Genomic DNA, 23,633 nt, shown 5'->3' with positions numbered 1-23,633 from the left:
CTTTCTTATAGGCACACAGTTGTTTTTCTACGACATAATCACAAAAACACAACCGTATGAAAGGAATCAGCGGTCATTTCAATGAATGTCCGCATCGCCACAATACCAACGTCAGGACCAACAATCACTCCGGGAAACCCGGATGATTCGCGTTTTGTCCTCCACTTAAACAGCTCTACTATATCAGCATCGGATGCTTATATAGTCTTCGAACCGCATTCCGGAAAACTCAGGCATCAGAAGCCGGAGAACCCAAAAGGCAGTTCGAGAGCCTTGCGAGGTAACATAGTTACCTCCAATCACTTATAAACCCACCGAATCAGAGATAGAACAAAACCGGAAATATATCCGGCATCGTTCATCACTGACCGATTGGTTTGTGAGGTAATAATGTTAGGTATTGCGGCATATAAAGACTCCGGAATGATATTCGGAAAAAGAAGATTTTGAATGGAATCACAGCTGCATGATCCGGGAGAGAGCGTCAGAAACCATCTTTTTCCAGTGTTCCGCCGATAAATGATAAGTCTCGCGCGCAAGAACGACATCCGCAGAAGGAACATCCGAAACAAGAGCGTCCATCCTGTCAAGGGTAGAACGCGCCGCATCCTGGACCCACAGATCGCGTGTCTCCTGATCCACAACAACAATCGACTCCGCACGCACAGAAATCAGGGTTTTCCCGTCAGGCGTCGTGTAAGCATTCGGCTTGCCGACCACCACCACAAACGACGGAGTGGAAGTATCGATCTTCGCAAGCTGATGCATCGCCTCAGGCTGATACGAACTTGCGTTGATATAAAATATTCCGGTCGGATCCGAAACCCGCGCACGATACAGAATATTCTGATCACCCACCTTATCCTTCTGCGTAATCGCCCCGGCAATCAGAACACGATTACACCGCTCGCCGGTCGGCAGCAGAAGATACACCGGACTCTTCTCATCCTCAGAATCTTTGATCATCTTTGACGCCTCGCGCAGTTCAGCAGCGAACACACGCTTTGCCGGCTCACGCTCATAAGACATAAACTGGCCGTTTGATACAGAACCTGAATTCATATCCCGTTACCTCCCGCAGATGCACCTGCGCGATTCATAAGTTCGGCAGTGACATTTGGATCAAGACGGATAAACTCCGCAGACTTCACCAGGATCCTGCCGTCAAAATCAGTACCGAAACACTTCACATAGCGCCCGCACAGACGCTCCGTAAGCACCGACTGGATCTCCTCCAGACCAAGGGGACTGTTCGAAGCGATCTCGATCGCCTGATCCATCGTCATACAGGAAAGCGCCTCCGTGACCTCCCGGTTCACAAGAACATTATACGCCCGCTGACCATTATCCACAACACCCTTGATCCGGAGATCATAATTGAAAGAGTTCTGGATCTCATGGATCGGGCAGAAGTTCTGCCGGGAAAGAACACGGTTGCATCCCTCCACCGGACAGCGCCGGACAAGGCCGGACCCTTTCGAAACCTGCACGATCGTCCCGGACACCTCATCCATACGCGTTCCGACCGCTATATCCGCCGTCGGCTCCTCTGCCGAATACGTCGCCGGATTCAGACTGATCGAAAGACGGCCGTTAAACTCATCCACTTTAGCATTGATGATCTCATAAACGCGTCCGAGTTCCAGACGCTCCTTGGACTCATCCTGCCACAAAACAAATTTGATCCTCCCCGTCTCATCCCCGACAAGACCGGTCTGCATCATCCGTTCGCTCTTAGACTCCCACTCCTCAACAAACTTGACCCGGAGAGAAGCATAGCCGACCGAAAGATCGCGTATAGAAGAAACCGGCAGGGGCTCTTTTGGAGCGGAACTTCCCGCAGACACCGGAACCGAGATCTCAGCATCCTCGTCCTGGATCCACACCGCCGAGTTCAGCGTCAGGGAAAGCCTTCCGTTGTACTCATCCACGCTTGCATAAAATATATTATACACTGCGCCCGGGATCAGCTTCTCCTTATCAGGATCCTGCCACAAAACAAACTTCATCCTCCCGGACTCATCAGCAACAAGGCCGCTCTGCATCATCCGGTCACTCCTCGACTCCCACTCCTCGATAAACTTCACGTGGATACAGGAAACGACCCCGGCTTTCAGCTCGTTTAACTTGGCAGGCTCGGACGGAACCAGACACCGGTCATCCTCGATCTCCGTAACGCGGGACCCGGAATGAAGCTTCAGATTGGCAACGCCCTTAAACGAATCGACCACCGCTGAATCGATCCGGTACCATTTCTCGAGTTCAAGCTTCGGCAGCTCTGACGCCTTGGAAAAAACGACAAAACGCACCGCGCCGGTACTGTCTGCAAAAATCCCGCTCTGCGCGATCGCCGGAGAGTTCGGCGCCTGCAAAGAAACGACCTTCACCTCCACACTGACCCAGTCATTGGGCTGGATATCGGCAATATGTACGAGGTCGCCTGACGAAGAACCCGCGGCGGGCTTTGCCTCCTCAGGGATCTTGTGCTGTTTATACTGATCAGAAAGCACTTTGCGCTCCGCTTCGAACGGCACCACGCCAAACTCATTGATATAGAGCGTAAGTTTCTCTGAAATGCTGTGCTTATCCGGCGAAACTCCTTTAGACACTAAGTTCTGGGAGATTCTGTCGGTAATCTGCTGGATCTGCTGTGCGTCCATGTTGATCTCCAAATAACAGATTAACTTGCAACCATATAAACCCCTGACCGCGCGGTGCGATAATGCCCCGGAAAATACAGAAAACACCGCTCCCACTGAATGAGAGCAGTGCAAAATTTTGTAAAAAAAACGGTGACGGCAGACCTAGGTGATCGCGTTTCTTCGCTCCATCACGATCGTATTCTGCCACTGACCGAACCGGTCTTTCGCGATCCGTTCACGATACCCGACCTCCCGAAAACCGCACTTGATATGGAGGCCGATACTCGCAGGATTAATCGACAAAATATTCACAAACAAACACCAGTACCCTTTCTCCTGGCTTTTTCTGCAGAGATGATCAAGGAGATGGGTGCCCAGACCTAAACCCCGGAATGCCTTGTCAAAATAAATACTGACCTCCACAACTCCCTTATAGGCTTCCCGGGCAGACGTCGGACTCAGGGCGCACCAGCCGACAACTGTATTCCCGACAAGCATAACATACCGGCAGTCCTGCAGATGCGCCTTGTCCCAGACCTCAAAAGGCGGACAGACCGTCTCAAACGTCGAGATCCCTTCCAACAGTGCCGCCTGATAAATCTGACTCACCAGATCCCAGTCATCATCCTCCATCTCCCGAATACGCCAGTTCATAGAAAACTACCTCCGCGCCCCTCAAAAAGAACCGCGGCGGCCGACAGCCTGACATGCATCTACAAATCGACCTCCAGACTGACATCGGCACACCGGACCGAATGCGTCAGGGCCCCCATACTGATCACATCCACATCGATCCCGGCATATTTATCTACAGTCTCGGGCGTGATCCCGCCCGATATCTCCAGCGTCACCTCTCCGCGAAGACCCGCCGCCTCAAGAGCGGCGATCGCCTCGCGGATAAGATCCGGAGTCATATTATCGAACATAATAATATCAGCGCCGGTCTTTGCCGCAAGAAGAGCATCCTCGGCCGACTCCACCTCACACTCGATCTTCTTATCGGAATACTCCCGGCATTTTCTTACCGCCTCGTCGACCGGCATAAATGCCCGGTGGGTATCCTTGATCAGAAACTGATCAAAAAGAGTGTGCCGGTGAGGCAGAGCGCCGCCGGCGATCAATGCTTTCTTATCAAAAAAGCGGAGACCCGGCGCCGTCTTTCTCGTTCCGGCAACCCGGACATGATCATTCACGACCGAAACAAGGCGGGATGCCTTTGCAGCAGAAGAAGCAATGCCGCTCATCCGCCCGAGAAGATTCAGACACGTCCGTTCTAATGAAAGTATGGCATGTACCGAACCCTTAAGCGAAATGATATGCTCGCCGGAATGAGCAGTCGACCCGTCGCTCACATGAACATCGGTGAGAACTCCGGCATTCTTAAAAAGCCAGACACACTCCTCGACCCCTGACACGACCATCTCCTCCCGCGCCTCGATATGCGCCGAAACGGCCTTGTCTTCCAAAAGAGCAAGGGTCGTGATATCACCTGCGGAAACATCCTCGGCGACAAACGCGAGAAGCTGATCGGTCGGGATCATCTATACCGATGCCTCGATCATCCGCTCGATAGCAAGACGGGCACGCTGTCCAATACTCTCCGGCACCTGGATCGGAAAGACGCCGTCTCTGAGCGTAATGTAGAGATCCTCTTCAGTAATGAGCTTCATGTTCGGACAGACAGCCGTATCGATAGCGTGGAATATAGTATCTGGATACTTCTTCTGCAGAGGGTGGATGATCCCCTTCTCTGTCAGAATAACCCACTCCTTCTTTTCACCGGATCTCCGGATCATATACCCGGTCGACCCGACAAGATCGGATGCCAGCTGGACCTCGGGGGAACACTCCGGGTGGCAGATGACCGAGGCGTCCGGATACTCGCGGCGTGCGGCCAAAACATCCCGGACGGTAAACTGGTGATGAGTCGGGCAGCCCCCGTTCTTCGGGACCGGGATGATCGTCTTTTCCGGAACCATCCGCTGCGCATACGCGGCAAGATTCGCATCCGGACCGAAAAGGATCGTATCTTCCTTAAGGGAGCGGACGACATCCGCGGCATTCGCAGACGTACAGGTGATATCGCACTCGGCTTTCGTCGCCGCGTTCGAGTTCACATACACAACGAACGGCGATCCCGGGTGAGCCTCTTTTGCCGCACGGACAGAAGACGGCGTCAGCTGATCGGCAAGCGGACAGCCCGCTTCGGGCCTTGGGATCAGGACGGTTTTTTCCGGCGAAAGGATCTTCGCCGTCTCTGCCATGAAATACACCCCGCAGAAAACGAGCGTCGCCTCCTTTGCTTCCTTTGCTTTTCTGGCAAGTTCGAGCGAGTCGCCGGTGATGTCGGCAAGATCCTGGATCTCTGCCGGCTGATAATTGTGTGCGAGGATCAGAGCGCCTTTTTCGGCGGCGAGCCTGCGTATTTCCTTTGCAAAGTTCATGCGCCGATCACCAAAGGATTGTCCAGATTCTGCAGAAGCGACAGGATCGAAAGGGCCGCAAGATAACTGGTCGCCGGGTTGTCCGGAGACGGGACGTTTCTGACGCGGATATATGCCTCGCCGAACTCCCCTTCGAAGAAGATCTCATGCATGTTCCGGTCTTCATTCGGATCCATCCAGAGCTCAACATCCACATCTCTGCCGCAGGCGATCGAAAGAGACTCGGCAACGTTCGTGTTCTTTGGGTACTGATGAACACAGTCGTAGGCTTTTCCCGAGAAGATGCAGGTCTTTTCCTCGGCTTCACGCGAGAGGGATTTGGGATTTTTTGTTGTGCGGAGAACGAATTTATCGATTCCGGAGATCTGGCCCACACGGATATTGTCAAGTCCCATGATAGCCCCGGAGGGGATGTGGATCTTTTTCTTCATCTCGCGGGCAGTCTGGATGAGTTCTTCACGAAAAGATACATCAGCGAGTGCCCCGACACTCATAATGACAAGATCCTTTCCCGCCAGTAGAATGCTCTCTGCATGAGTGGTTGCCGCCGCAACGGATGCGGCCTCGACGACGATATCGGTAGGCTCCTGAAGAAATGCCGCAAAATCATCATAAGGAGCTGCGCCGAACTCTTTGCCGAATGCCTCCGCACGTGCAGAAACCGAATCATATACTGCCGTAATCCTGAAGTTTTCCTGACCTTTTGCGATCACATGACCGATATTTCCGCACCCTAAAAGCCCGACGGTAATCATAATTGGTACAGAGTTTCGGATTATAGATAGTTAAGGATTGTGCCGTCTGCATGCGTGCAGGAAATAAGAAGGGATCATTTTTGATATTCCAGGATATCTCCCGGCTGACAGCCGAGCACCCGGCAGATGACTTTGAGCGTCGAAAACCGGATAGCAGTGAACTTGCCGGTTTAGATTTTGGATGGGACTTACGCGGTGCGATCTTAACCGAAAAAACTGAAGTCCTGTTTTTAAGATACACCGCAGATAAAGAGAGAGTTGATGACCGAGAAGAACACACTTACCAATAATATGGATGATCTGTCGTATGTTGCCGCGGTCGATCTTGGCGCCACCAACCTCCGTGCGGGGATCGTTGACGAAGAGGGAAAAATTCTGGCATTCTCCCAAAATGAGGTCAAAGACCTGACAAACGGCATGGACATTCAGCTCCGCATCAGCACGATGATCAAAGAACTGACCGCAGAAACAGGCATTTCACCAAAAGCGATCGGTATCAGCACCGCAGGACCCGTCGATCTGAAAACCGGTTCGGTCACCGGCTCGCCCAACATGAAATGTGAAACGATCTTCCTTGTAAAACCCCTGCAGGAGATGTTCAAGATCCCGGTAAGGATGATGACCGACTGCAAAGCCGGCGCTCTGGGCGAGTATCATTTCGGCGGAGCAAAGGATGCGGCAGCGCTCGTCTATCTGACCTTTTCCACCGGGATCGGCGCCGGCGTGCTGGAACGGGGCAGACTGCTCTGCGGTGCGAACGGAAACGCCTCCGAAGCCGGCCATCTTCTCGTCGACACGACATGGGATCTTCCCTGCGGATGCGGAGGGACCGGACACTGGGAAGCCTACGCGAGCGGAAAAGGCATCCCGAACTTTTTCCGGGCATGGAGTCTGGACCGGATCGAATATGATCCAAAATCCATGCTGAACGCCGGTCAGATCCTGTATGCCGCTGAACAGGGGAGCCCGCTCTTCATCTCCTTCTCTGATGAACTTGCAAAAATAAACGGACGGGGGCTCTCCTCGATAATCGCGGCCTACAACCCCGACCTGATCATAATGGACGGCCCGATCGTCAGAAACTATCCTTCCCTCATCGCCAGAAAAATGACCGAACATATCGACAGATATCTCCCCGCTCCGGAGATCCGCATCTCCGCCCTTGAAGGTAAAGCCCCTCTTCTCGGAGCATCAGCTGCCGCATTCAACGCATTGTGAGGAATTTCTCAGATAAAAGCCCGGTAAACCTGGCAAAACCCGTCTTTTTATCACCCAACTCCAAGAGTATATAACCTCAGACCTGCAAAAAATACATAGAATCGATGAAAGAACCGCTCATATCCCGCCTGCGAAAATGGTTTCAAAATAACTTTGTATTCTTCGGACCAGGTCTTCTGCTCGCGATCACCGCGGCAGGCGAAGCCGGAGTTACTGAAGCGATAGAAATCGGAGCTCACTACGGTCCTGCCCTGATCTGGGTCGTCATCATCACCCTCATCTTCAAATACGCATTCACCAACGGGATCGCCCGTTATACCCTCGCGACCAACCAGACGATCTTCGACGCCCTGAACCGTCTGCCCGGACCGAAAAACTGGGGCTCGTATCTGATCATCATCTCCTACCTCATGGAAATGTTTGCGATCGGCGCGATGCTCGTATTCTCCGCGACATTTCTGGACTATCTGCTTCCCGGCATCTACTCGGTCTTTCTGATAGCAGTATTTCTGCTGGTGTTGACACTCGCCGTCATCAGAACCAGTTCCTACGAGATCCTCGAACCGGTCATGGCAGTCCTGATAAGCATACTTGCCGGCGTCATCCTCATCGCCCTGACCCAGTTCCCGCTCTCCTTCAACCTCATTCTCGACGGACTGGTCCCCTCCATCCCTGCCGGTTCCGAGATGGCGATCCTCGCGATCCTGGGAGTCGTCGGATCCGGACTGAACCTCATGCTCTACTCGGTCTGGCTTTCCCAGAAAACAAAGATACACACCGAAGACAAACAGGAGTGCACCCTCCAGAACGAATCTTTTTTCAGAAAATATATCCGCAGTGTGAATTTCGACGTCATGACAGGGTTCTTCTTTGTCGCAGTCGTCACGATCGGTTTCATGTTTCTCGGCTATGCGGGATACGCCGTATCCTTCATGCCGCACGGAGCGAAGATCACCCTTGATACACTGATCACCCAGATCCTCTATATCTTCAGTTCGATCCCCTACGGGCCGTCTGTGTTTCTGATGTTCGTCGCGGTGATTTTCTTTGGCGCCGTCGTTGTTGGTATGGATGCACGCGCCAGAGCTCTCGCCAAAGTGGTCCGCCATCTGGGCGAAGACAAAGGCAAAGCTCTGCCCAGTGAACACAATCTGTATCAGATAACACTCCTCGTTTTCACCGGCGTGGTCATTCTCGCAATGGTGATCGCCGATCCAATGACGGTCATCCGTCAGATCGCGGCGTTTTCGGCGATCCTGTTTGGTATCTTCGGATTCATCGTCATCTACCTCGACAGCAGACTGCCGAAGTATGCAAAAGGGTCCCGGCTCTGGATGGCCGTCATGGGGATCGGCAGCGGACTTTCGATCTATGTGGCATTGCTGATAGAATCCTCGTTCCTGCAAAACGGCATCCCGTTGATCGAACGCATGCTCGTGATCGTGGTCGTGCTCTTCGTCTTCACAAAGACGGAGATGTTCAAAAAACTCGTCAGCGGAGCCGCGAACTTCACCGATAAACTGTGGACCGTCGCATTGGGCGGCGGGCTTTCCATCTACGGCGTGTTTCGGGGGATCGATGTCAACGGTCTCATCTTCAACTTCAGCGCGATCGGTCCGATCGTCGCCGGCCTTTTGGGCGGCCCGCTGATCGGCGGCCTCGCCGGTCTCATCGGATGCGTCTACCGTCTTGCCCAGGGCGGGCCGACGGCGATCGGATGCTCGCTTGCCATTCTCGCGGCCGGCCTTATCGCCGGATTTGCCGTCCGGTGGTGGCAGGGAAGAGTCACCATCTTCAAGGCGGTTTTGGTGACCGTTGTCATCGAGTGGATACATCTGCTCATCATCGTTCCTGGGTGCGGGATCATCTTCGGCACTCAGACAGTCGAAGAGATCGTCGCGATCGTCGCAAGCACGTTTTTGCCGATCACCATCGTCAACACGCTGGGTGTAGCGCTGTTTGCCTACTTCGCCAAAGAACACATCGTCTTTGCCGCAGGAACAGAGAGCCTCCTCGGAAGAAAAAAGACCCGGACCGAAAACGAATCAAAAGACCCAGAAAAGGAGGAGAAGTAAATGTCGGGTCATCATGAAAAACCGCCGCAGACAAAAGCAGCGAAGTACATCACTATTGGCATCATCGTTCTGACGATCCTCATGTTTATCATCGCATTCCACCCGTTTGGAACGATCATCACCAGCGATTTTCCGGAAAATGAAGTGGTCGTCGCGGTTTCCCTGCCTTTCGAAGGAGAGATGGCGGAGTTCGGCGTCGAGTATATGCGGGGGATCGAACTCGCGATCGAGGATATCAATAATGCGGGAGGCATCCGGGGCGTCCCGGTCAGGGCAGAGTATTATGACAACAAAGGAAACGTCACTCTGGCAAAAGAACAGTTCAAAGAGATCAAAGAACAAGGCATCCCGGTCGTCATCGGCGCATTGACGAGTACCGTGACGCTCGCACTTGCCCCGTATGCGGAGTCATATGAGATCGTCCTGATCTCTCCTTCGGCAACATCCGCGGGCCTCTCGGCATACGGAAATTATGTCTACAGAACGGTCTCTTCCGACATCTACCTCGGGGCAGGCATGGCAAAGATCATCGGCGGACGTAACGATACGCAAAATGTCATGATGATCTATCTTAACACCAGTTACGGAAAAAGCCTGAGATATGCATTCCTCAACGAAGGCGAGACCTCATATCCGGATATGCATATCGTATCCTGCATAGGGGTCCCTGACTCCGACACGCTGAACGCGGGCGCGATCATCGCAGAGATGAAGAAAACCCAGCCGCAGTCTGTTCTTCTGATCGTCAACCCGAGTCAGTGTGTGGAGATCATGAAAGCCGCGGAGGCGGAAGGGCTTCACCCGGCATGGTTCGGCTCTGACATGGTGACCAACCGGCAGGTCCCGCTGGAAGTCGGTGCATACTCCGAAGGTCTCATCGGGTTTTCCCAGTCGAGAAGGATCTCGGACCCCTCCTACGAGGAGCATTATGTAGAAAAATTCCATGAAGCCCTGATGGTCCGCGACTCGATCTACGGACATGATACGATGATCGTCGTGTCCCAGGCAATAGAAAACAGCGGATACACGGCGGACGGGATCAGAGAGGGTCTTGACAATATCCGGCATGTCGGACTCACCGGAACGATCGTCTTCGACGAGAAAGGGGATGCCTATCCTTCATACGATGTGATGCGGCTCGAAAACGGCGAATGGGTCGATCTTGCATGGAAAGAGGTCATCACTTTCGAGAAGAAAGCATCATCCCATGCATCATCTCATTAATCTTTTTTTAGTATCTTCTTCGCAAATATCAAGTAGTAATCCCGCCAACATAGTACCATGGCAATCACACTTGATTCAACTATCGCCGACCTTCTCCGCGAGAAACCTGAGTCCGCAGCAACCCTTCAGAGCTTCGGTATGGGCTGCCTCGGCTGCGCGATCGCAAACAACGAGACCATCCGCGAGGCCGCAATGGTCCACGGCATCCCCTTAGAAGAGCTTGCAAAAAAGCTCGGACTCTAAATATTTTTCTTTTTTACTGACTTCAGTTCAAGAACATCTGCTTCGGGATTTCGCAGAAGATGATTCGCCACCGCAGGTTCGTGGACCAGACGGCAGTCCATGCAGCTCCAGATCTTCCCGTTGGGCGTATCGATCAGCTGACCAAGCTCAGTGTCCATACAGGGATAGAGCGGGCAGTAGCAGAAACTGCACTGCTGATCAGAATAATTATGACACGGATAATACGGGCAGTCCTCCGGGATCCACTCGTTCCAGTGATCCCCCCCGTACCGGCTGTAAATAAAAAACGAGGGACGCCGCCGCGAAACGATCGCCGGATGTCCCCGGGACCATCCGCGGGTCACCCCCCAGGTGGACAGAAGATAATTATCGAACCGGACAAGCGCCTCCGTCAGGGCATGGGAAACGGCTTTCGAGATCCGCATCCCGGTCCCGGTCAGGGGTCCCGCGAACGCCTCGGCAGGACCGTCGGACTTTTCACAGGCAACGACAACTGCGTCCGTAGAAAGAGCGCTGCCGGGAACTTTTCTCGCCGTGATCACCTGCATTTTTGCTTCGGTCGCCGTCATCATTGCCCCAAGCAGAGCGGCATCGGTCAGCGGCCTCTCACAGGTCACAATGATATTGATCGTCCGGTTCCGGTCTGAAACGGCGGCCGTGACAAAAACCGTGACATAGTCGTATCTGGCAATGCAGAGATTCGTGATCGGCAGAGCAGTCAGAAGCCCGAAATAGGGTTGTAAAAATCCGTTCTCCATCGACACGCGGGCGATGTGCGCTGAGGCGTCATCCGAAAACTGCGAGGGAATCGAGATGTTCAGAATCGACCTGACATCCGCAAGGCCGCCGTCCACACCGCTGCTCGCCGCCCGGAAATCTCCTCTGACGATCAGAACATCCTTTCGCAGATAATACCGCATACCTAAAACTTCCCGTCCTGCTCGAAACTTCTGCCGAAGCGAAGGGCAAGCTCCGCTTTATACAGCTCTTTTCCAAGATAGCCTGCGTGATCCAGCAGCGAGACCCCGTCTTCCGCGAGGATCTCTGAGAAAACATCATACCACGACGTTCCCCGGATCGCCTTTCCATTCCTCACGGCAACGATGTACCCGTTCTCGATTCCGATCCGGAAGTTTCCTTTCGGATCATAGACGAGGGACTCAGAAGGGGCCCCGGCGTCCTTTATCTCCTCATACAGGAGAGGAGGTTCCCGACGGAGACGTTTCTCCTTCAAAATCAGAAGATCGAGTCCGGTATCCTTCGGATACGGCCGGCCCTTTGACAAGGTCATCATCTCGACCGCACGCCGCATCTCGGCGGTCGTCCCCCGGGTCTTGTCCGAGTGCTCGGAGATCAAAAGACACGCGGCGCCCGTCTCGGCCGCGACCGATGCGAGCATGGCGCATATCCCCGGACTGTCGGCATCCATCATCTCCACAACATTCACGCAGCCGAGGATCTTCGGACAGGGCATCTTTGGCAAATATCCTGCAAGGGACCGGGTCATCCCCGAAAGAGGCGGCTGGAGCAGCGGATCGGCGAGGATCTTGAAAAGCCCGGCCTGAAGCGCCGAAACGACCGTCTCCTCGAGTGATGCGCCTTCCCGCGGGATCAGAACCACGGCGGATCCCGATTCCAGGATCTTTTCTGCGAGAAGCGGGATCGTCTCCTTTGTGAGAGAAAGGATCAGATCCGCACGGAAAAGCGACGCCTCGATCAGTTCGGGATCCAGCGTATCGATCGAAAGCGGAATATCCAGATCCCCCGCCATCGAAAAACACCTGACCACATCATCAGCGGTCGCATCGAACCCGAACCCGAGATCCACGATATCCGCGCCGTGTTTCTTTGCGCGGATAACCGCATCCCGAAGGGCGGGATGCCGGTGAGCATCCATGATCTCATGGATCACCTTGATCCGCGAAGACCCCCCGATCTTCACCCCCCGGATCGTAAAAAACGCATCCGCCCCGCTCTCCGAGATAACCAGAGCCTCACGGGCGGCCTTTGCCTTCTCTTCCAAAAGCATATCATCGGCCGGCATATCCGCAGAAAGCCTGCCGGCCGCTATCAGAGGGACGCAGATCCCCATATCGGCCGCATGGCGCGTTCCTTTGCGGACCGGAACGCCCGTTCTCCTTTCCACCCCGGAAAAAGAAGCCGTGCACATACCGGAAACGACCGCAAGATCGCAGGGATGATCGGCAATCAGCTTCTCAAGCGTTGCGGGTGTTAAAAACGACGCGATTTCGCCTGTTTCGATGATCTCACAGGTGAACTCTGTTACCTTGGATAAAGCCAGACCGAGGGAGGGTGCACTCTGGCGTCCTGTGGGAAAGAGAACATGCATTGTATGTTATCCTTATGTTTTTGTACTTACATAGTAATTACCTTAAGATGGTTCTGATAACCTGCGATCTGCATATCCACACAAACGCATCGGCAGACGGAAAGTGTTCCGTCGAAAAGGTCATAGCCAAAGCAAAGGAACGCGGACTTGATGCGATCTCGATAACAGATCATGACACGACCGAGGGAGCAAAGCAGGCGCTCGGGCTGAAAGATCCCGGGATCCTGATCATTCCGGGGATCGAGGTCTCGACCAGACAGGGACATGTCCTCGTTCTTGGAACGACGAAGGCCTTTGCGCCGGGAAAGGACGCGATCGAAACGATCCGGGAGGCAAAAGCAGAAGGCTTCCTCACGGTCATTCCCCACCCCTACCACCGGTGGCGGCACGCGGTCGGTCTCCACGCGCCAAAAGCCCTGCGGGAAGCCGACGCGATCGAAGTGTTCAACAGCAGATACTATATCGGAACGGCGAACAATCGTGCCGCAAAGTTCGCAAAAAAATATCATATACCCATGACCGCCGGGTCGGATGCCCACACCTGTCAGTTCGTCGGCTACGGGATCAATATCATCGACGCGGAGGAACGGACGGTCCCCTCGATCCTGGACGCGATCAGAAAGGGAAAGATCGAGAGCAGATGTAAAAAGACGCCGATTCGGATCTACACGTCCCAGTCGTTCCACAACGTCGTTCGAAAGGTCCGCCGGCAGACCTCCAGGCTCAAACCCCGGCGGGTGAGATGAAGCTCGCGTTCCTTGCAGGCTACCGGGGACAGAACTTCGCCGGCTCCCAGTATCAGCCGGATAAACGGACCGTGGAAGGGGAGTTTGTGGCCGGCGGGATCGAGCTCGGGCTCTTTTCCGACGCGAAAGAGGCGCATTTCCGGACGGCCGGACGGACCGATAAAGGGGTGAGTGCGAGAAGACAGCTGTTTTCGATCACGACCAACCGACCGGAACTCGCCGTCGAGGCGCTGAATTTTCATCTGCCGGACGATATCTGGTGTCTCGGCGCCGCCGAAGTCGACGACGAGTTTTATCCGAGATACGCAGCAAAGGAGCGGAGCTACCGGTATTATTTTCCCTATCCTGCGGATGTTTCCGGAATGCAGGACGCGGCGTGCCGCCTGGCAGGCACCCACAACTTCAGCGGGTTTGCAAAAATGGAGGCGGGCCGTGACCCTGTCCGGACCGTGACCCGCGCCGCGGTCTTCGAGGGAGCTGACGGCTGCCCGGTCTTCGAGGTCGCCGCGAAGAGTTTTCTCTGGAACATGGTCCGGGGTATGGCCGGGGCTTTGCAGACCGTCGGCCTCGGCCTCGCCGGACCGGATGTCATCGACGAGCTGCTCACCGCCCCAACGGCCCGGGTCCATCCGGCGCCGGCCGAGGGCCTCGTATTCTGGGATGTGGTCTGTGACCTTTCCTTTACGCCGATGCGGCAGAAACGCGAGGTGAAACGCTCGCTTGCCCGGGAAGCGGTCTGTGCCCGGGCGGATCTGCATACCGCCGAGGCTCTTTTGGAAGACGATCCGGAAGAGTTCTGGAAGAAAAAAGTGATTAGAGGATACTCGGCACTGATGAAATAGGAGTTGTGCGGGGTTGGTTTTTTATTCAATACGGGAAAGGTACGGTTTGGTGGGGAACACAGAGATAATTTAACCGCGAATCTCCGCTAATTCCCACGAATCGCATTTTCCTTGCGCCGTCGTGCTCTGCTCCGGCTTATCGCCTACGCAGGAATCGCACGCCGGCTGGAAAAATGCTAAGGAAAAACCGGCGTGCCGGTTTTTCTCTCCGTTAACTTTTCTCTTTGTTTAATAAAAAATAATCAAACAACAGAAAAACCCGCACGCGGGTTTTTCCCAGCATTTTTCAAGAGAGGGTGCGATTCCTGCGTAGGCGATAAGCCGGAGCAGAGCACCCGAACGTAAGGAAAATGCGATTCGCGTTAATTCGCGGAGATTCGCGGTTGGTTTTTTTTCATGCTTCCACACCGCGCTACTCCTAAATAAAAAACAGTGAAGGGTCAGGCCTTCAATTTCATATCCATCTTCTTCACGATCTCTTTTCCCCGCTCTCTTGCCTCGACCAGACTCTCCGGCCATCCCTTCACCCCGCCGTGCTTATCCATCCCCGGAAACAGCACATTCTCCGTATAAGAGAACCCCGCGTCATTGAAAAACACCCTGACCACCGGAAACGCCGAATCGAAAATAGACCGCATGCTCTGGCCTGACGTCGCAAAAAACACACCCGTATGCTTCGCCAGATGCTCTTCGCTGAAGGAGAGCGTCTTCGTGAAAAACTTCTGCGCCCACAAAAACTGGCCCCGGTCGATAAACGACTTCATCTCCGCCGTCACCGTCATCGAGTAGATCGGGGACGCCAGAACCAGGATATCCGCAGTAAGGAGCTTATCGAACACCGGCGTCAGCTCATCTTTGATAATGCATATCCCGGTTTTATGGCAGGCATTACATCCTCTGCAGTTTTTGTGATCGATCTCGACCAGCCGGATCTTTTCGACATCGGCGCCCGCCTCCTGTGCTCCTTCGATGAAGGCATCCAGGACCGTCTCCGTATTCCCGCCCTTTCTCGGGCTTCCGTTGATCACGAGCATTTTTATCATGATTCCACCATCAGTGCCGCCATAGCGTCTCCTGCCTCTTTTGCCCGGGCGATCGAATCGGGACTGTTTTTGAAGTCATTTCTTTTATCCAGACCCGGCAGGAGCAGAAAACTGAGACGTGACGCCGGGATCTGGGACACGTCGAATAAAAACTGCGCCACCGGGACCGTGTGATCGAAGATCCCGGACCGGGTCTGGCCTGCCGCCGAGATGAAGATCCCGAACTTTTTTCCTTCGGGTTTTGGCAGATCATGCAGGACATACTTTCGCGACCAGAACACCTGGCAGCGGTCGATGAGCATTTTCGCCTGGGCGCAGACCGACATGGAGTAGACCGGGGAGGCGAAGACGAGAAGATCACACGCCCGGATCTTTTCTGCCAGTTCGACGAAGTCGTCCTGATGGATGCATACGCCGGTTTTTTCGCATTTGCCGCAGCCTTTGCACGGCGCGATGTCGAGATCGTTTAAGACGACCTTTTCAACAGACATCCCGGAAAACGATTCGAGCACCTTGTCGAGAGCAGATTCAGTATTGCCGTGACGACGCGGGGAAGTTGTGATGGCAAGGACGGATAAGGGCATTTATTCAGTATATTACCCCGGATACAGATAAATCCAGTGATGCGGGAAGGGAAGGATTCGGCGGCTGAAAGTGAGATTCGGGAGGGCGACCGGGTGTGGGGGTCTTGGCAAAAATATTTTTTGCCATGATGTTTTTCCAACCGCGATTTTTTTTGAACAGATTTTCTTGTTTCCAATATCAAGTAAACTAGGTTTAGAAAATTCTTCTAGGGTCTGGAGATAGAGATACACCTCTTGGTCTCTTTCCAGAGAAGTGAGCTTTGTAATATTGTAAAGTATTATTAAAATTCCTCCCAGTGTTTATAATTAATGAAGAAGAATTTTTAATCTCCACTATATCATCAAGACGTTGTACTGCCTGCTTTAAATTCTCATTTGGAAACGCTTTTTGTATTTTATGTATCCTATCATGACAAACTTTACATAACACAGCACAATTTTTCGGATCATTATCTCCGTTTTGTTCACGAGGTAATATATGGTGAGCATTCCATTTATCTCCAAGATTGGAACCCCCATCATTTGTGTAATCTAAATGAGCGCCACATAAAGGGCACATGCAATTTTGGCGGCGCAATACAATCTCTTTAGTCTTTTTTGAGAATAATCCGCCTGGTTTATAAATAGGAGTTGTTGCAGCAGAATTAGTCTTTTTAACAGATGTTTTAGGTGCCTTAGCGGGTGTCTTTTTTGTTGCGGATTTTTTTACAGTTGTGTTTTTAGTTATTTTTGAAACTGGCATTTTTTCACGGTAATAAATACTTTTTGTTAATACATAATATAACTTTTTGAAAAATGGTGAACTTATAATTGAAGTTACGCAGTTTGATGTCAAAAGTAAAAAACTGACATATATATGAGAGGCACAATGATATCGTGTAAGGCATTCGTTTGGACACAAGAGAATCCCACCGCGAATCTCCGCGAATCTCCGCGAATCGCATTTTCCTTGCGCCGTCGTGCTCTGCTCCGGCTGATCGCCTACGCAGGAATCGCACGCCGTCTGGAAAAATGCTGAGGAAAAACCCGCGTGCGGGTTTTTCTTATGTTCTCATTCTCTCTTTTTTTGAATCGGTCCGCGGCGTGGCATCCTATTTTTGGAATCAGGATAAAATACATCTCTTTTTCCGGGAATGAATGCTGATTTCACGTATCGAATGCGTGTGGAATAATAGACAAATATCTCTCAGGGAGCGAGGGAAAACTTCTCGCACCCTCATCCAGCTTTTCCTGTTTGTACACTGCAATAAAAGAGGGGAAGTTAATGAAACACGATTATGAGTATAATAATTATTACACAGATTATTCCAACCGCTATGAGTGGTCTTAGGTCGCGTTTCTTATATTCTGCTTTGAACTTTTTTGGATTGTGGACTTGTAACCATTTCTTTCTTAGCTCAGGGTCACATGTATGATTCTTTGCACACTCCCTGCAAAACCACATGCCGCAGTCCTGACATTGAATTAAGTCATTGGGATGGAACACATTTCCGCATTTTGAGCAGAATTTGCGTATTTTTGTTGGGTCAATATAATTGAGAAGAGTCTTTTTAGACGGAGTAATCAGGTCTCCCTTTCTGATTGCTGCGACACCGTCTCCCAAATCTATACATCGATGTTTGCGATAACATGCTGGACAATAATAATATCCGCACTCAGGGCAATGTTTTAACTCGTGCAGTTTAAATTGTCCGCCACATCCTGCGCAAATATAATTATCTCCAATCTGTTGTGGCGGGTTGTGTGGGGGCATATAATCATCTAATTAGTTAGGGTATTATATTGAAGATTATTTGAATGTATTTGTGACTTAATGGTGCAATAGTAGGTCTTGAAATACATGCCCTTATTTTTGATAGGACTTACGCGGAGTTGATCAAAATCCGATTCGGAGGGGAGATGGTCTGGTTTGGATTCAAGAGAAAATACCAACCGCAGATTCACCCACCTCCGCCCCTGTCCCCCTTTTGGTGCATTTAGTTGATTTTTGTGGTTTTCGTGTGGGGGACGGGGGAGGGGAACTACATCTTTCCCCACCCAGCCTATTCTTTCTTTTTCGTGTTTTCGTGGATTTTTTCGTGAATTTCGTGTGATGAATGCGCCCATCAAAAAAAATCCCATACACAAAACCGAAGTACAACCCAAAAAGGATCATCTAATTAATTATTACTCTGCCCAACAAATCGACATTTCAATTTGACATCCTCAATATGAAAAACCTCATCACTTTCCGGGACAAATGGAAGGTATGCATGTTTCCGCAGGCAGACTGGCGATCGGGTTTGCGATTCTGGCGGCTGTTTTGTATGGTATCAGCTCTCCGGTGGCAAAGATCCTGCTCAATACGACGTCTCCCGAGCTGATGGCAGCCCTGTTGTATCTTGGAGCGGGAATCGGGATGTTTGCGGTGAATCTTGTGACGCGGGCGAGGAACCGGGAGCAAAAGGAGGCGCCGCTTGCAAAAAAAGATCTGCCGTTTGTGATCGGTATGATCCTTTTGGATATCGCGGCGCCGATTTTATTGATGCTGGGTCTTTCTCTCACGACTGCGGCGAACGCCTCGCTTCTGAATAATTTCGAGATCGTGGTGACGGTACTTGTCGCCCTCCTGATATTTCGGGAGGCGATCGGCAGAAGGCTGTGGATCGCGATCGTGCTGATCGTAGCGGGGAGTGTTCTTTTGACGGTTGAGGATATGAGCAGTTTTTCGTTTTCTGCCGGGTCGATTTTAGTGATCCTTGCGTGTGTCTGCTGGGGTGTGGAGAACAACTGCACGCGGATGCTTTCGCTGAAAAATCCGATGCAGATCGTCGTGGTTAAGGGATTCGGAGCCGGGTTCGGGGCTCTTTTGATCGCGTTTCTGGCGTCCGGGATGCAGACCGATCTCGTGAGCGTGGTCGCGGCGCTGGTCCTGGGGTTTTTTGCGTACGGGCTGTCGATCTATCTGTATGTTCGGGCGCAGAGGGATCTGGGCGCCGCGAGGACGAGCGCGTTTTATGCGGTGGCGCCGTTTATCGGGGCGGGGATCTCATTTGCGGTGTTCCGGACGCCGCTTACCCCGCTTTTTGCTTTGGCGGCAGGGATCATGGTTCTGGGAGCGTATTTTGCGGCGACGGGAGGACATACCCATTTCCATATCCATGAACGGATGATCCATGAACACCGCCACCGGCATGATGACGGTCATCATTCCCATGTGCATGATCCGCCTGTATTCGAAGAACATAGTCATGAACATACGCATGAACGGCTGGAACATGATCATCCGCACGGGGAGGATATGCATCACGTACATGTGCATGAGGAGAGGAGGTGAAGGGGGAAGGGATGGATAAACAGGGTAAGGCACTGACTGAAATATTCCCCCAGGTCACTTTCTGAGTTTCATTCGCGGTCTGGCTGGCTATGACGCCGCCCTGTTAAGGCGAAGAGGGGAGGGCGGCACGTGTTGAGGGGCTGACAGTTCAGGAGCGGATCAGGAAAGCGAACGGAGAAGAGGGAGGGGATACTCCTTTTGAATAGGGGTTCAGCGGTGTGATGCCGATCATACAACTGATGTAATGATGATGGGAATTGGATTTCTCATGTGTCCGCATCCGGCAATACCCTTCCTGAGATATGATCCCATGAATTAGTGTCACATTTTTCTCAAAACCCTGGGAAAAATTTCAAATACCTGAATCTATGCCTATATACTACTAAAAAGAGAGTTTCGGGAAAAACCTGACACAACACAATAAACCCACCACATGTCCTCTTTTTTAAAAATTCAGCCAAAATAAGCCGGATTTATGTGTCATCACCATTTCTCCAAACCTGACACCAAATTCCCTCCAGAAAAGAGGTGTCACGTTTTTCAAAAACCAACGTGACACCAAACCCCCTCTATTTCAGCCGGCACTTGAAATACCGCTGACTGTTTGTCCGCAGTTCATCATACCCATACACCCGCATCCCCTTAAACAGCGCCCTCTTCTCCTTCTCCGACAGACCCTGCCGGAAATTCACCTGTGAATACTCATCATACCCCGGCATCTGGATCTATTGCTGAAGATGATGAAGCGGCATTACGTAAATGTGCAAAGGAATATGGCATTCCCATAAATAAAATGCAAATATCTGATGATGGATTAGAATTGATCATTGGAAAATAATAAACGAGGTTCAAGGGTAGATCTCAACGATGGAGAGGGGGTTGAGATTCTGCGGACACAAGAGAAAAACCACCGCGAATAATCGCGAATCTACGCGAATCGCATTTTTCCTGTTCCGCCCTCTTGACCTTCGGTCGCGTCACTACGCTCCGCCTCATCGGCTCCGCGTGGCCGTGACGGCGGAACGAAAAATGCTGGAAAACCCGCGTCGCGGGTTTTCTTTAAAGATTCTCAAATCCTTGTAATAACAAAACAAATCAGTATTTTCTCAGGAGAAAACCCGCGACGCGGGTTTTCCAGCATTTTCCACGCTGGCGTTCCGGCCACGCGGAGCCGATCAGGCGCAGCGTAGGAACGCGGCCGAGGAGTGAAACGACGAGGACAAGAAGACAGCGTAAGGAAAATGCGATTCGCGTAGATTCGCGATTATTCGCGGTGGGATTTCTCATGTGTCCACATTTCACCCGTACACAAATACAGAGTACATCCTATAATATCAGACAATATCGTCAAAATTGAAATAGGACATCCGCGGCGTAATCTCATCGGACCAGGATAAAAATTTCTAAAAAATGAAAGAGAGGGTCGTCCCCCTTCACAGAATAAACGTCACATACACGATGCCGGCAAAGATCGCCGCGACGATCAGAACCGTCACGAGATCTGCCGCATGGTAGACCATCTTTCTCCGGTGCTCTGACGCTTTCCGGTATCCCCGCATATCGATTGTCAGACCAAGAGTATCCGCCTTTGCGAGTGAATTCAGCATAAGCGGCAGCATAACCGGGCCAAGCTGCTTCAGCTTGCCGATAACGCCTCCTCCCGGGAAATACCCGCGGGAAAGCTGCGCCTCATTGATCCTGACACCCTCTCTCTGCAGAGTCGGGATAAACCGGATCGCGATCAGGAACATCAAAGCATAATCGCCCGGGATCCGCAGCGTATAGAGAGCGTTCACCAGATCACGCGGCTGCGTCGAGATGACCAGCAGCTGGAACGAGAAGATCAGCACCGCAAACCGGAGAGCCATCTGCACCGCGAACATGATCGCTCCCGTCGTCACCGGGAACATCCCGTTTGGCAGAAGCGCAAACAGCACATCGCCCGACGCACTTGTAAGGACCGTCAAAATGACCAGAGCAAGACCCAGAATGATCAGCAGAGGCACCTGACGGATAAGCGGCTTCATAAGCCCGCCGATCGCCGCGAACGCCAGCACAAACACAACCATTCCCGAGAGAAGCAGCGGATTCGACGTGAAGATCGCCGCAAACATCATACCGACCGCGAAGAAGATCTTCGTCATCGGCGACAACCGGTGAACGAACCGGTTCCCCGGGATATACTGCATAATATCTTCCATTTCACTCACCTCCGCGGATCGCGGTTATTTTACCCGCTTCCATCTCGATGATCCGGTCCACATACTTACCCGCGAGCACAGGGTCATGGGTAACCATAAGGATCGTCTTACCCGCATTCCTCATCCCGGTCAGAACACGCATGATCTCATACGACTCCTTCGGGTCAAGACCCGTCGTCGGCTCATCCATGATAACGATCTCCTGACCCGTCGCAATAACGCAGGCAAGAGCAAGCTTCTGCCGCTCGCCCCGGCTCAGATGTCGGGGATTCATCTTCGCTTTGCCGGAAAGACCCACCGCCGCAAGAGAATCCGCCGGCGAAGCATCGGACTTGCCGATGTTCTTCAGACCGAACTGGATCTCCTTCTCGCAGGTGTTTTCAAACAGCATCGTGTCCGGGTTCTGGAACACCAGACCCACATGCTTCGCGATCTCCGGAATCGACCGGCAGGCGATGTCCTCACCCTTCAGCAGGACCGAGCCAACATCAGGACGGAGAAGACCGTTCAGATGTTTGACGAGCGTCGTCTTGCCCGATCCGTTCTCACCCAGGATCGCCGCGATCTCGCCTTTGTAAAAGGAGACCGAGACATCATCCAATGCAAGGACCTCGGGGAATTTGTGCGTGATATGCGCAGCTTCGAGAACGACTTCGTGGGTCGGAGCGGTCTTTTCAAGCGCAGGGCAGCTGGTCTCATCCAGCCGCGGAACGCCGTCGTAGACGATTTTCCCATCGTTCATCGTGATCATCCGGGTGGCATAACCGATCGTCTCGTCGATCATGTGCTCGATCAAAACGATCGTATGACCCTTTGCGGTCATGCTTTTCAGCAGTGTGTACACCTGCCGTCTGGCGTTTTTGTCCAGCTCGGAGGTCGCCTCGTCCAGAACGAGGAGAGGGGTCTCGCGGGAAAGGGCCGCGGCCATCGCGACCCGCTGTTTCTGACCTCCGGAGAGGTTATGCGGGGCACGGTCCGTTAAGTGACCCGTGCAGGTGATCTTGTAGATCTCGTCGAGTTTTCTTCTGACCTCGGTCTCAGGGAGATCGCGGGTCTCGAGACCGGTCAGGATCTCTTCCTCGACCGTGGTGAAGATGAGCTGGGCATCGGCATCGTCAAAGACCATGCCGACTTTTGCGGAAAGCTCGGTGACGTCTTTGTATTCATCGGCATATTTCCCGTAAAGAGAGACGTTCCCTACAACAGTTCCCCCATATGCGTGAGCAAGAATTCCTGATACCGCTCGGGCAAGTGTGGTTTTTCCGGCTCCTGATGGACCGTTGACGACGATGAATTCGCCTGGATTTATTTTGAGCGAGACATTGTCGAGAGCCGGCGTATCTGCCGCCTGATAGGTGAACGTGAGTTTGTCCAAGACGACCGAATCACTCGGCGCAGCTTCCGTGTGGGCGGTTTTGATGACGGTCTTCGTCTTCTGCATGACCGAGGTCGCGGGCATCGCGATGATCTGGGCGATGATCACGTTCACGATCATGGCGCTCATCACGATCGGGATCAGGGCAATAGCAAACGCGAGAACGGTCGCAACGGTCGTTTCGGTGGTGAAGAACATCACGAAGCAGGTGACCGTGATGAAGGTGAATCCGCTCGCAGGAGTGGCGATCGCAGTTGAAATTGCCGGGGCAAGGCGGGTATGATCCTTGACGAGTTTATACACCGCTAAACAGACCACGGCGCCGATCGGCTCCGAGATCAGGTTTCCCAACGGAAAGATCGAGTGCGAAAAAACCGCACAGATAATTCCGGCTACAACGCCTATCCCGAGAGCTTCTTTGAACTTCGGGACGACGAGGATGATCGCAAGGCAGTAGAAGGCGATCGTCAGATTCGCGACGATCGCGCCCGGTACGAATAAGGAAATGTACCGGGCGATTGCTCCGGCGGCAAGTAAAATGCCGACGAGTGCTATATCACGTGATTTCATGATGC

General features: G+C 52.6%; 23 protein-coding genes. 8 read left to right on the top strand and 15 right to left on the bottom strand.

Going from position 1 to position 23,633, the window contains the following annotated elements; translation table 11 throughout:
- Window positions 1-456 precede the first annotated feature (456 nt).
- The 6 genes from H575_RS05370 to nadX form a co-directional block, all read right to left on the bottom strand.
- Entirely contained in the window at window positions 457-1,062 is a 606-nt protein-coding gene (locus H575_RS05370; RefSeq protein ID WP_081406679.1) for an RPA family protein, read from the bottom strand.
- Window positions 1,059-2,660, bottom strand: a complete 1,602-nt coding sequence (locus tag H575_RS08945) for a hypothetical protein (RefSeq protein ID WP_052319977.1) — start codon at window positions 2,658-2,660, stop codon at window positions 1,059-1,061. The genes H575_RS05370 and H575_RS08945 overlap by 4 nt, the downstream gene beginning before the upstream one ends.
- Before the next feature lie 144 nt (window positions 2,661-2,804).
- Window positions 2,805-3,296: a GNAT family N-acetyltransferase gene (locus tag H575_RS05360; RefSeq protein ID WP_042699066.1), complete on the bottom strand. Its 492-nt coding sequence runs from the start codon at window positions 3,294-3,296 to the stop codon at window positions 2,805-2,807.
- A 59-nt stretch (window positions 3,297-3,355) separates the two neighbouring features.
- Window positions 3,356-4,183: a carboxylating nicotinate-nucleotide diphosphorylase gene (nadC, locus tag H575_RS05355; RefSeq protein ID WP_042699063.1), complete on the bottom strand. Its 828-nt coding sequence runs from the start codon at window positions 4,181-4,183 to the stop codon at window positions 3,356-3,358.
- Window positions 4,184-5,086 (bottom strand): quinolinate synthase NadA, encoded by a 903-nt coding sequence (nadA, locus tag H575_RS05350; RefSeq protein WP_042699060.1) that lies wholly within the window; start codon window positions 5,084-5,086, stop codon window positions 4,184-4,186.
- Window positions 5,083-5,841 carry an aspartate dehydrogenase gene (nadX, locus tag H575_RS05345; protein ID WP_042699056.1) on the bottom strand — a complete coding sequence of 253 codons (759 nt, stop codon included), beginning with the start codon at window positions 5,839-5,841 and terminating at the stop codon, window positions 5,083-5,085. The genes nadA and nadX overlap by 4 nt, the downstream gene beginning before the upstream one ends.
- A 50-nt stretch (window positions 5,842-5,891) precedes the next feature.
- Between nadX and H575_RS09685 the strand changes: the two genes are divergently transcribed.
- The 5 genes from H575_RS09685 (at window position 5,892) to H575_RS05320 (ending at window position 10,601) form a co-directional block, all read left to right on the top strand.
- The gene (locus tag H575_RS09685) at window positions 5,892-6,131 is read left to right on the top strand and encodes a hypothetical protein (RefSeq protein WP_042699052.1); all 240 of its coding nucleotides are present in this window, start codon (window positions 5,892-5,894) and stop codon (window positions 6,129-6,131) included.
- Window positions 6,103-7,059 (top strand): ROK family protein, encoded by a 957-nt coding sequence (locus H575_RS05335; RefSeq protein ID WP_081406678.1) that lies wholly within the window; start codon window positions 6,103-6,105, stop codon window positions 7,057-7,059. The genes H575_RS09685 and H575_RS05335 overlap by 29 nt, the downstream gene beginning before the upstream one ends.
- Before the next feature lie 104 nt (window positions 7,060-7,163).
- Complete coding sequence (locus H575_RS05330) at window positions 7,164-9,134, top strand: Nramp family divalent metal transporter (protein ID WP_042699046.1); 1,971 nt, start codon at window positions 7,164-7,166, stop codon at window positions 9,132-9,134.
- On the top strand, window positions 9,135-10,358 hold the full coding sequence (locus tag H575_RS05325) for an ABC transporter substrate-binding protein (RefSeq protein WP_042699043.1): 1,224 nt from the start codon (window positions 9,135-9,137) through the stop codon (window positions 10,356-10,358).
- 57 nt (window positions 10,359-10,415) lie between these two features.
- The gene (locus tag H575_RS05320; RefSeq protein WP_011834035.1) at window positions 10,416-10,601 is read left to right on the top strand and encodes a DUF1858 domain-containing protein; all 186 of its coding nucleotides are present in this window, start codon (window positions 10,416-10,418) and stop codon (window positions 10,599-10,601) included.
- On the opposite strand, the gene H575_RS05315 is transcribed toward H575_RS05320, so the two are convergent.
- Window positions 10,598-11,521, bottom strand: coding sequence for a cysteine-rich small domain-containing protein (locus tag H575_RS05315; RefSeq protein ID WP_042699038.1), 924 nt, complete (start codon window positions 11,519-11,521; stop codon window positions 10,598-10,600). The two genes, H575_RS05320 and H575_RS05315, sit on opposite strands and share 4 nt — an antisense overlap.
- 2 nt (window positions 11,522-11,523) lie before the next feature.
- Window positions 11,524-12,951, bottom strand: a complete 1,428-nt coding sequence (locus H575_RS05310) for a DUF4346 domain-containing protein (RefSeq protein WP_042699035.1) — start codon at window positions 12,949-12,951, stop codon at window positions 11,524-11,526.
- Window positions 12,952-12,998: 47 nt separating this feature from the next.
- Between H575_RS05310 and H575_RS05305 the strand changes: the two genes are divergently transcribed.
- Together H575_RS05305 and truA are read left to right on the top strand one after the other, a co-directional pair.
- Window positions 12,999-13,697 carry a CehA/McbA family metallohydrolase gene (locus tag H575_RS05305; RefSeq protein WP_052319976.1) on the top strand — a complete coding sequence of 233 codons (699 nt, stop codon included), beginning with the start codon at window positions 12,999-13,001 and terminating at the stop codon, window positions 13,695-13,697.
- Window positions 13,694-14,539 (top strand): tRNA pseudouridine(38-40) synthase TruA, encoded by an 846-nt coding sequence (truA, locus tag H575_RS05300; RefSeq protein ID WP_052319975.1) that lies wholly within the window; start codon window positions 13,694-13,696, stop codon window positions 14,537-14,539. The genes H575_RS05305 and truA overlap by 4 nt, the downstream gene beginning before the upstream one ends.
- 440 nt (window positions 14,540-14,979) lie before the next feature.
- On the opposite strand, the gene H575_RS05295 is transcribed toward truA, so the two are convergent.
- The 3 genes from H575_RS05295 to H575_RS09135 form a co-directional block, all read right to left on the bottom strand.
- Window positions 14,980-15,582 carry a flavodoxin family protein gene (locus H575_RS05295; protein ID WP_042699033.1) on the bottom strand — a complete coding sequence of 201 codons (603 nt, stop codon included), beginning with the start codon at window positions 15,580-15,582 and terminating at the stop codon, window positions 14,980-14,982.
- Window positions 15,579-16,166 carry a flavodoxin family protein gene (locus H575_RS05290; RefSeq protein WP_042699030.1) on the bottom strand — a complete coding sequence of 196 codons (588 nt, stop codon included), beginning with the start codon at window positions 16,164-16,166 and terminating at the stop codon, window positions 15,579-15,581. Before H575_RS05290 ends, H575_RS05295 begins: the two co-directional genes overlap by 4 nt.
- Window positions 16,167-16,359: 193 nt before the next feature.
- Entirely contained in the window at window positions 16,360-16,908 is a 549-nt protein-coding gene (locus H575_RS09135; protein WP_155897855.1) for an HNH endonuclease, read from the bottom strand.
- 1,506 nt (window positions 16,909-18,414) lie between these two features.
- On the opposite strand from H575_RS09135, the gene H575_RS05285 reads away from it, so the two are divergent.
- Entirely contained in the window at window positions 18,415-19,482 is a 1,068-nt protein-coding gene (locus tag H575_RS05285; RefSeq protein ID WP_155897854.1) for a DMT family transporter, read from the top strand.
- A gap of 569 nt (window positions 19,483-20,051) precedes the next feature.
- Here the strand turns inward: H575_RS05285 and H575_RS09305 are convergent.
- The 4 genes from H575_RS09305 to H575_RS05270 form a co-directional block, all read right to left on the bottom strand.
- The gene (locus H575_RS09305) at window positions 20,052-20,201 is read right to left on the bottom strand and encodes a hypothetical protein (protein WP_155897853.1); all 150 of its coding nucleotides are present in this window, start codon (window positions 20,199-20,201) and stop codon (window positions 20,052-20,054) included.
- 376 nt (window positions 20,202-20,577) lie between these two features.
- Window positions 20,578-20,769: a hypothetical protein gene (locus H575_RS05280; protein ID WP_042699024.1), complete on the bottom strand. Its 192-nt coding sequence runs from the start codon at window positions 20,767-20,769 to the stop codon at window positions 20,578-20,580.
- A gap of 146 nt (window positions 20,770-20,915) precedes the next feature.
- Window positions 20,916-21,683, bottom strand: a complete 768-nt coding sequence (locus tag H575_RS05275; RefSeq protein ID WP_042699021.1) for an energy-coupling factor transporter transmembrane component T family protein — start codon at window positions 21,681-21,683, stop codon at window positions 20,916-20,918.
- Between the two features lies 1 nt (window position 21,684).
- On the bottom strand, window positions 21,685-23,628 hold the full coding sequence (locus tag H575_RS05270; RefSeq protein WP_052319974.1) for an ABC transporter ATP-binding protein: 1,944 nt from the start codon (window positions 23,626-23,628) through the stop codon (window positions 21,685-21,687).
- Between the last annotated feature and the right edge of the window lie 5 nt (window positions 23,629-23,633).

The organism is Methanocorpusculum bavaricum DSM 4179, from assembly GCF_000430905.1.
Classification (GTDB): Archaea; Halobacteriota; Methanomicrobia; order Methanomicrobiales; family Methanocorpusculaceae; genus Methanocorpusculum; species Methanocorpusculum parvum.
Note: the sequence above shows the minus strand (reverse complement) of the source record. Positions and strands in the feature narration are given on the sequence as shown.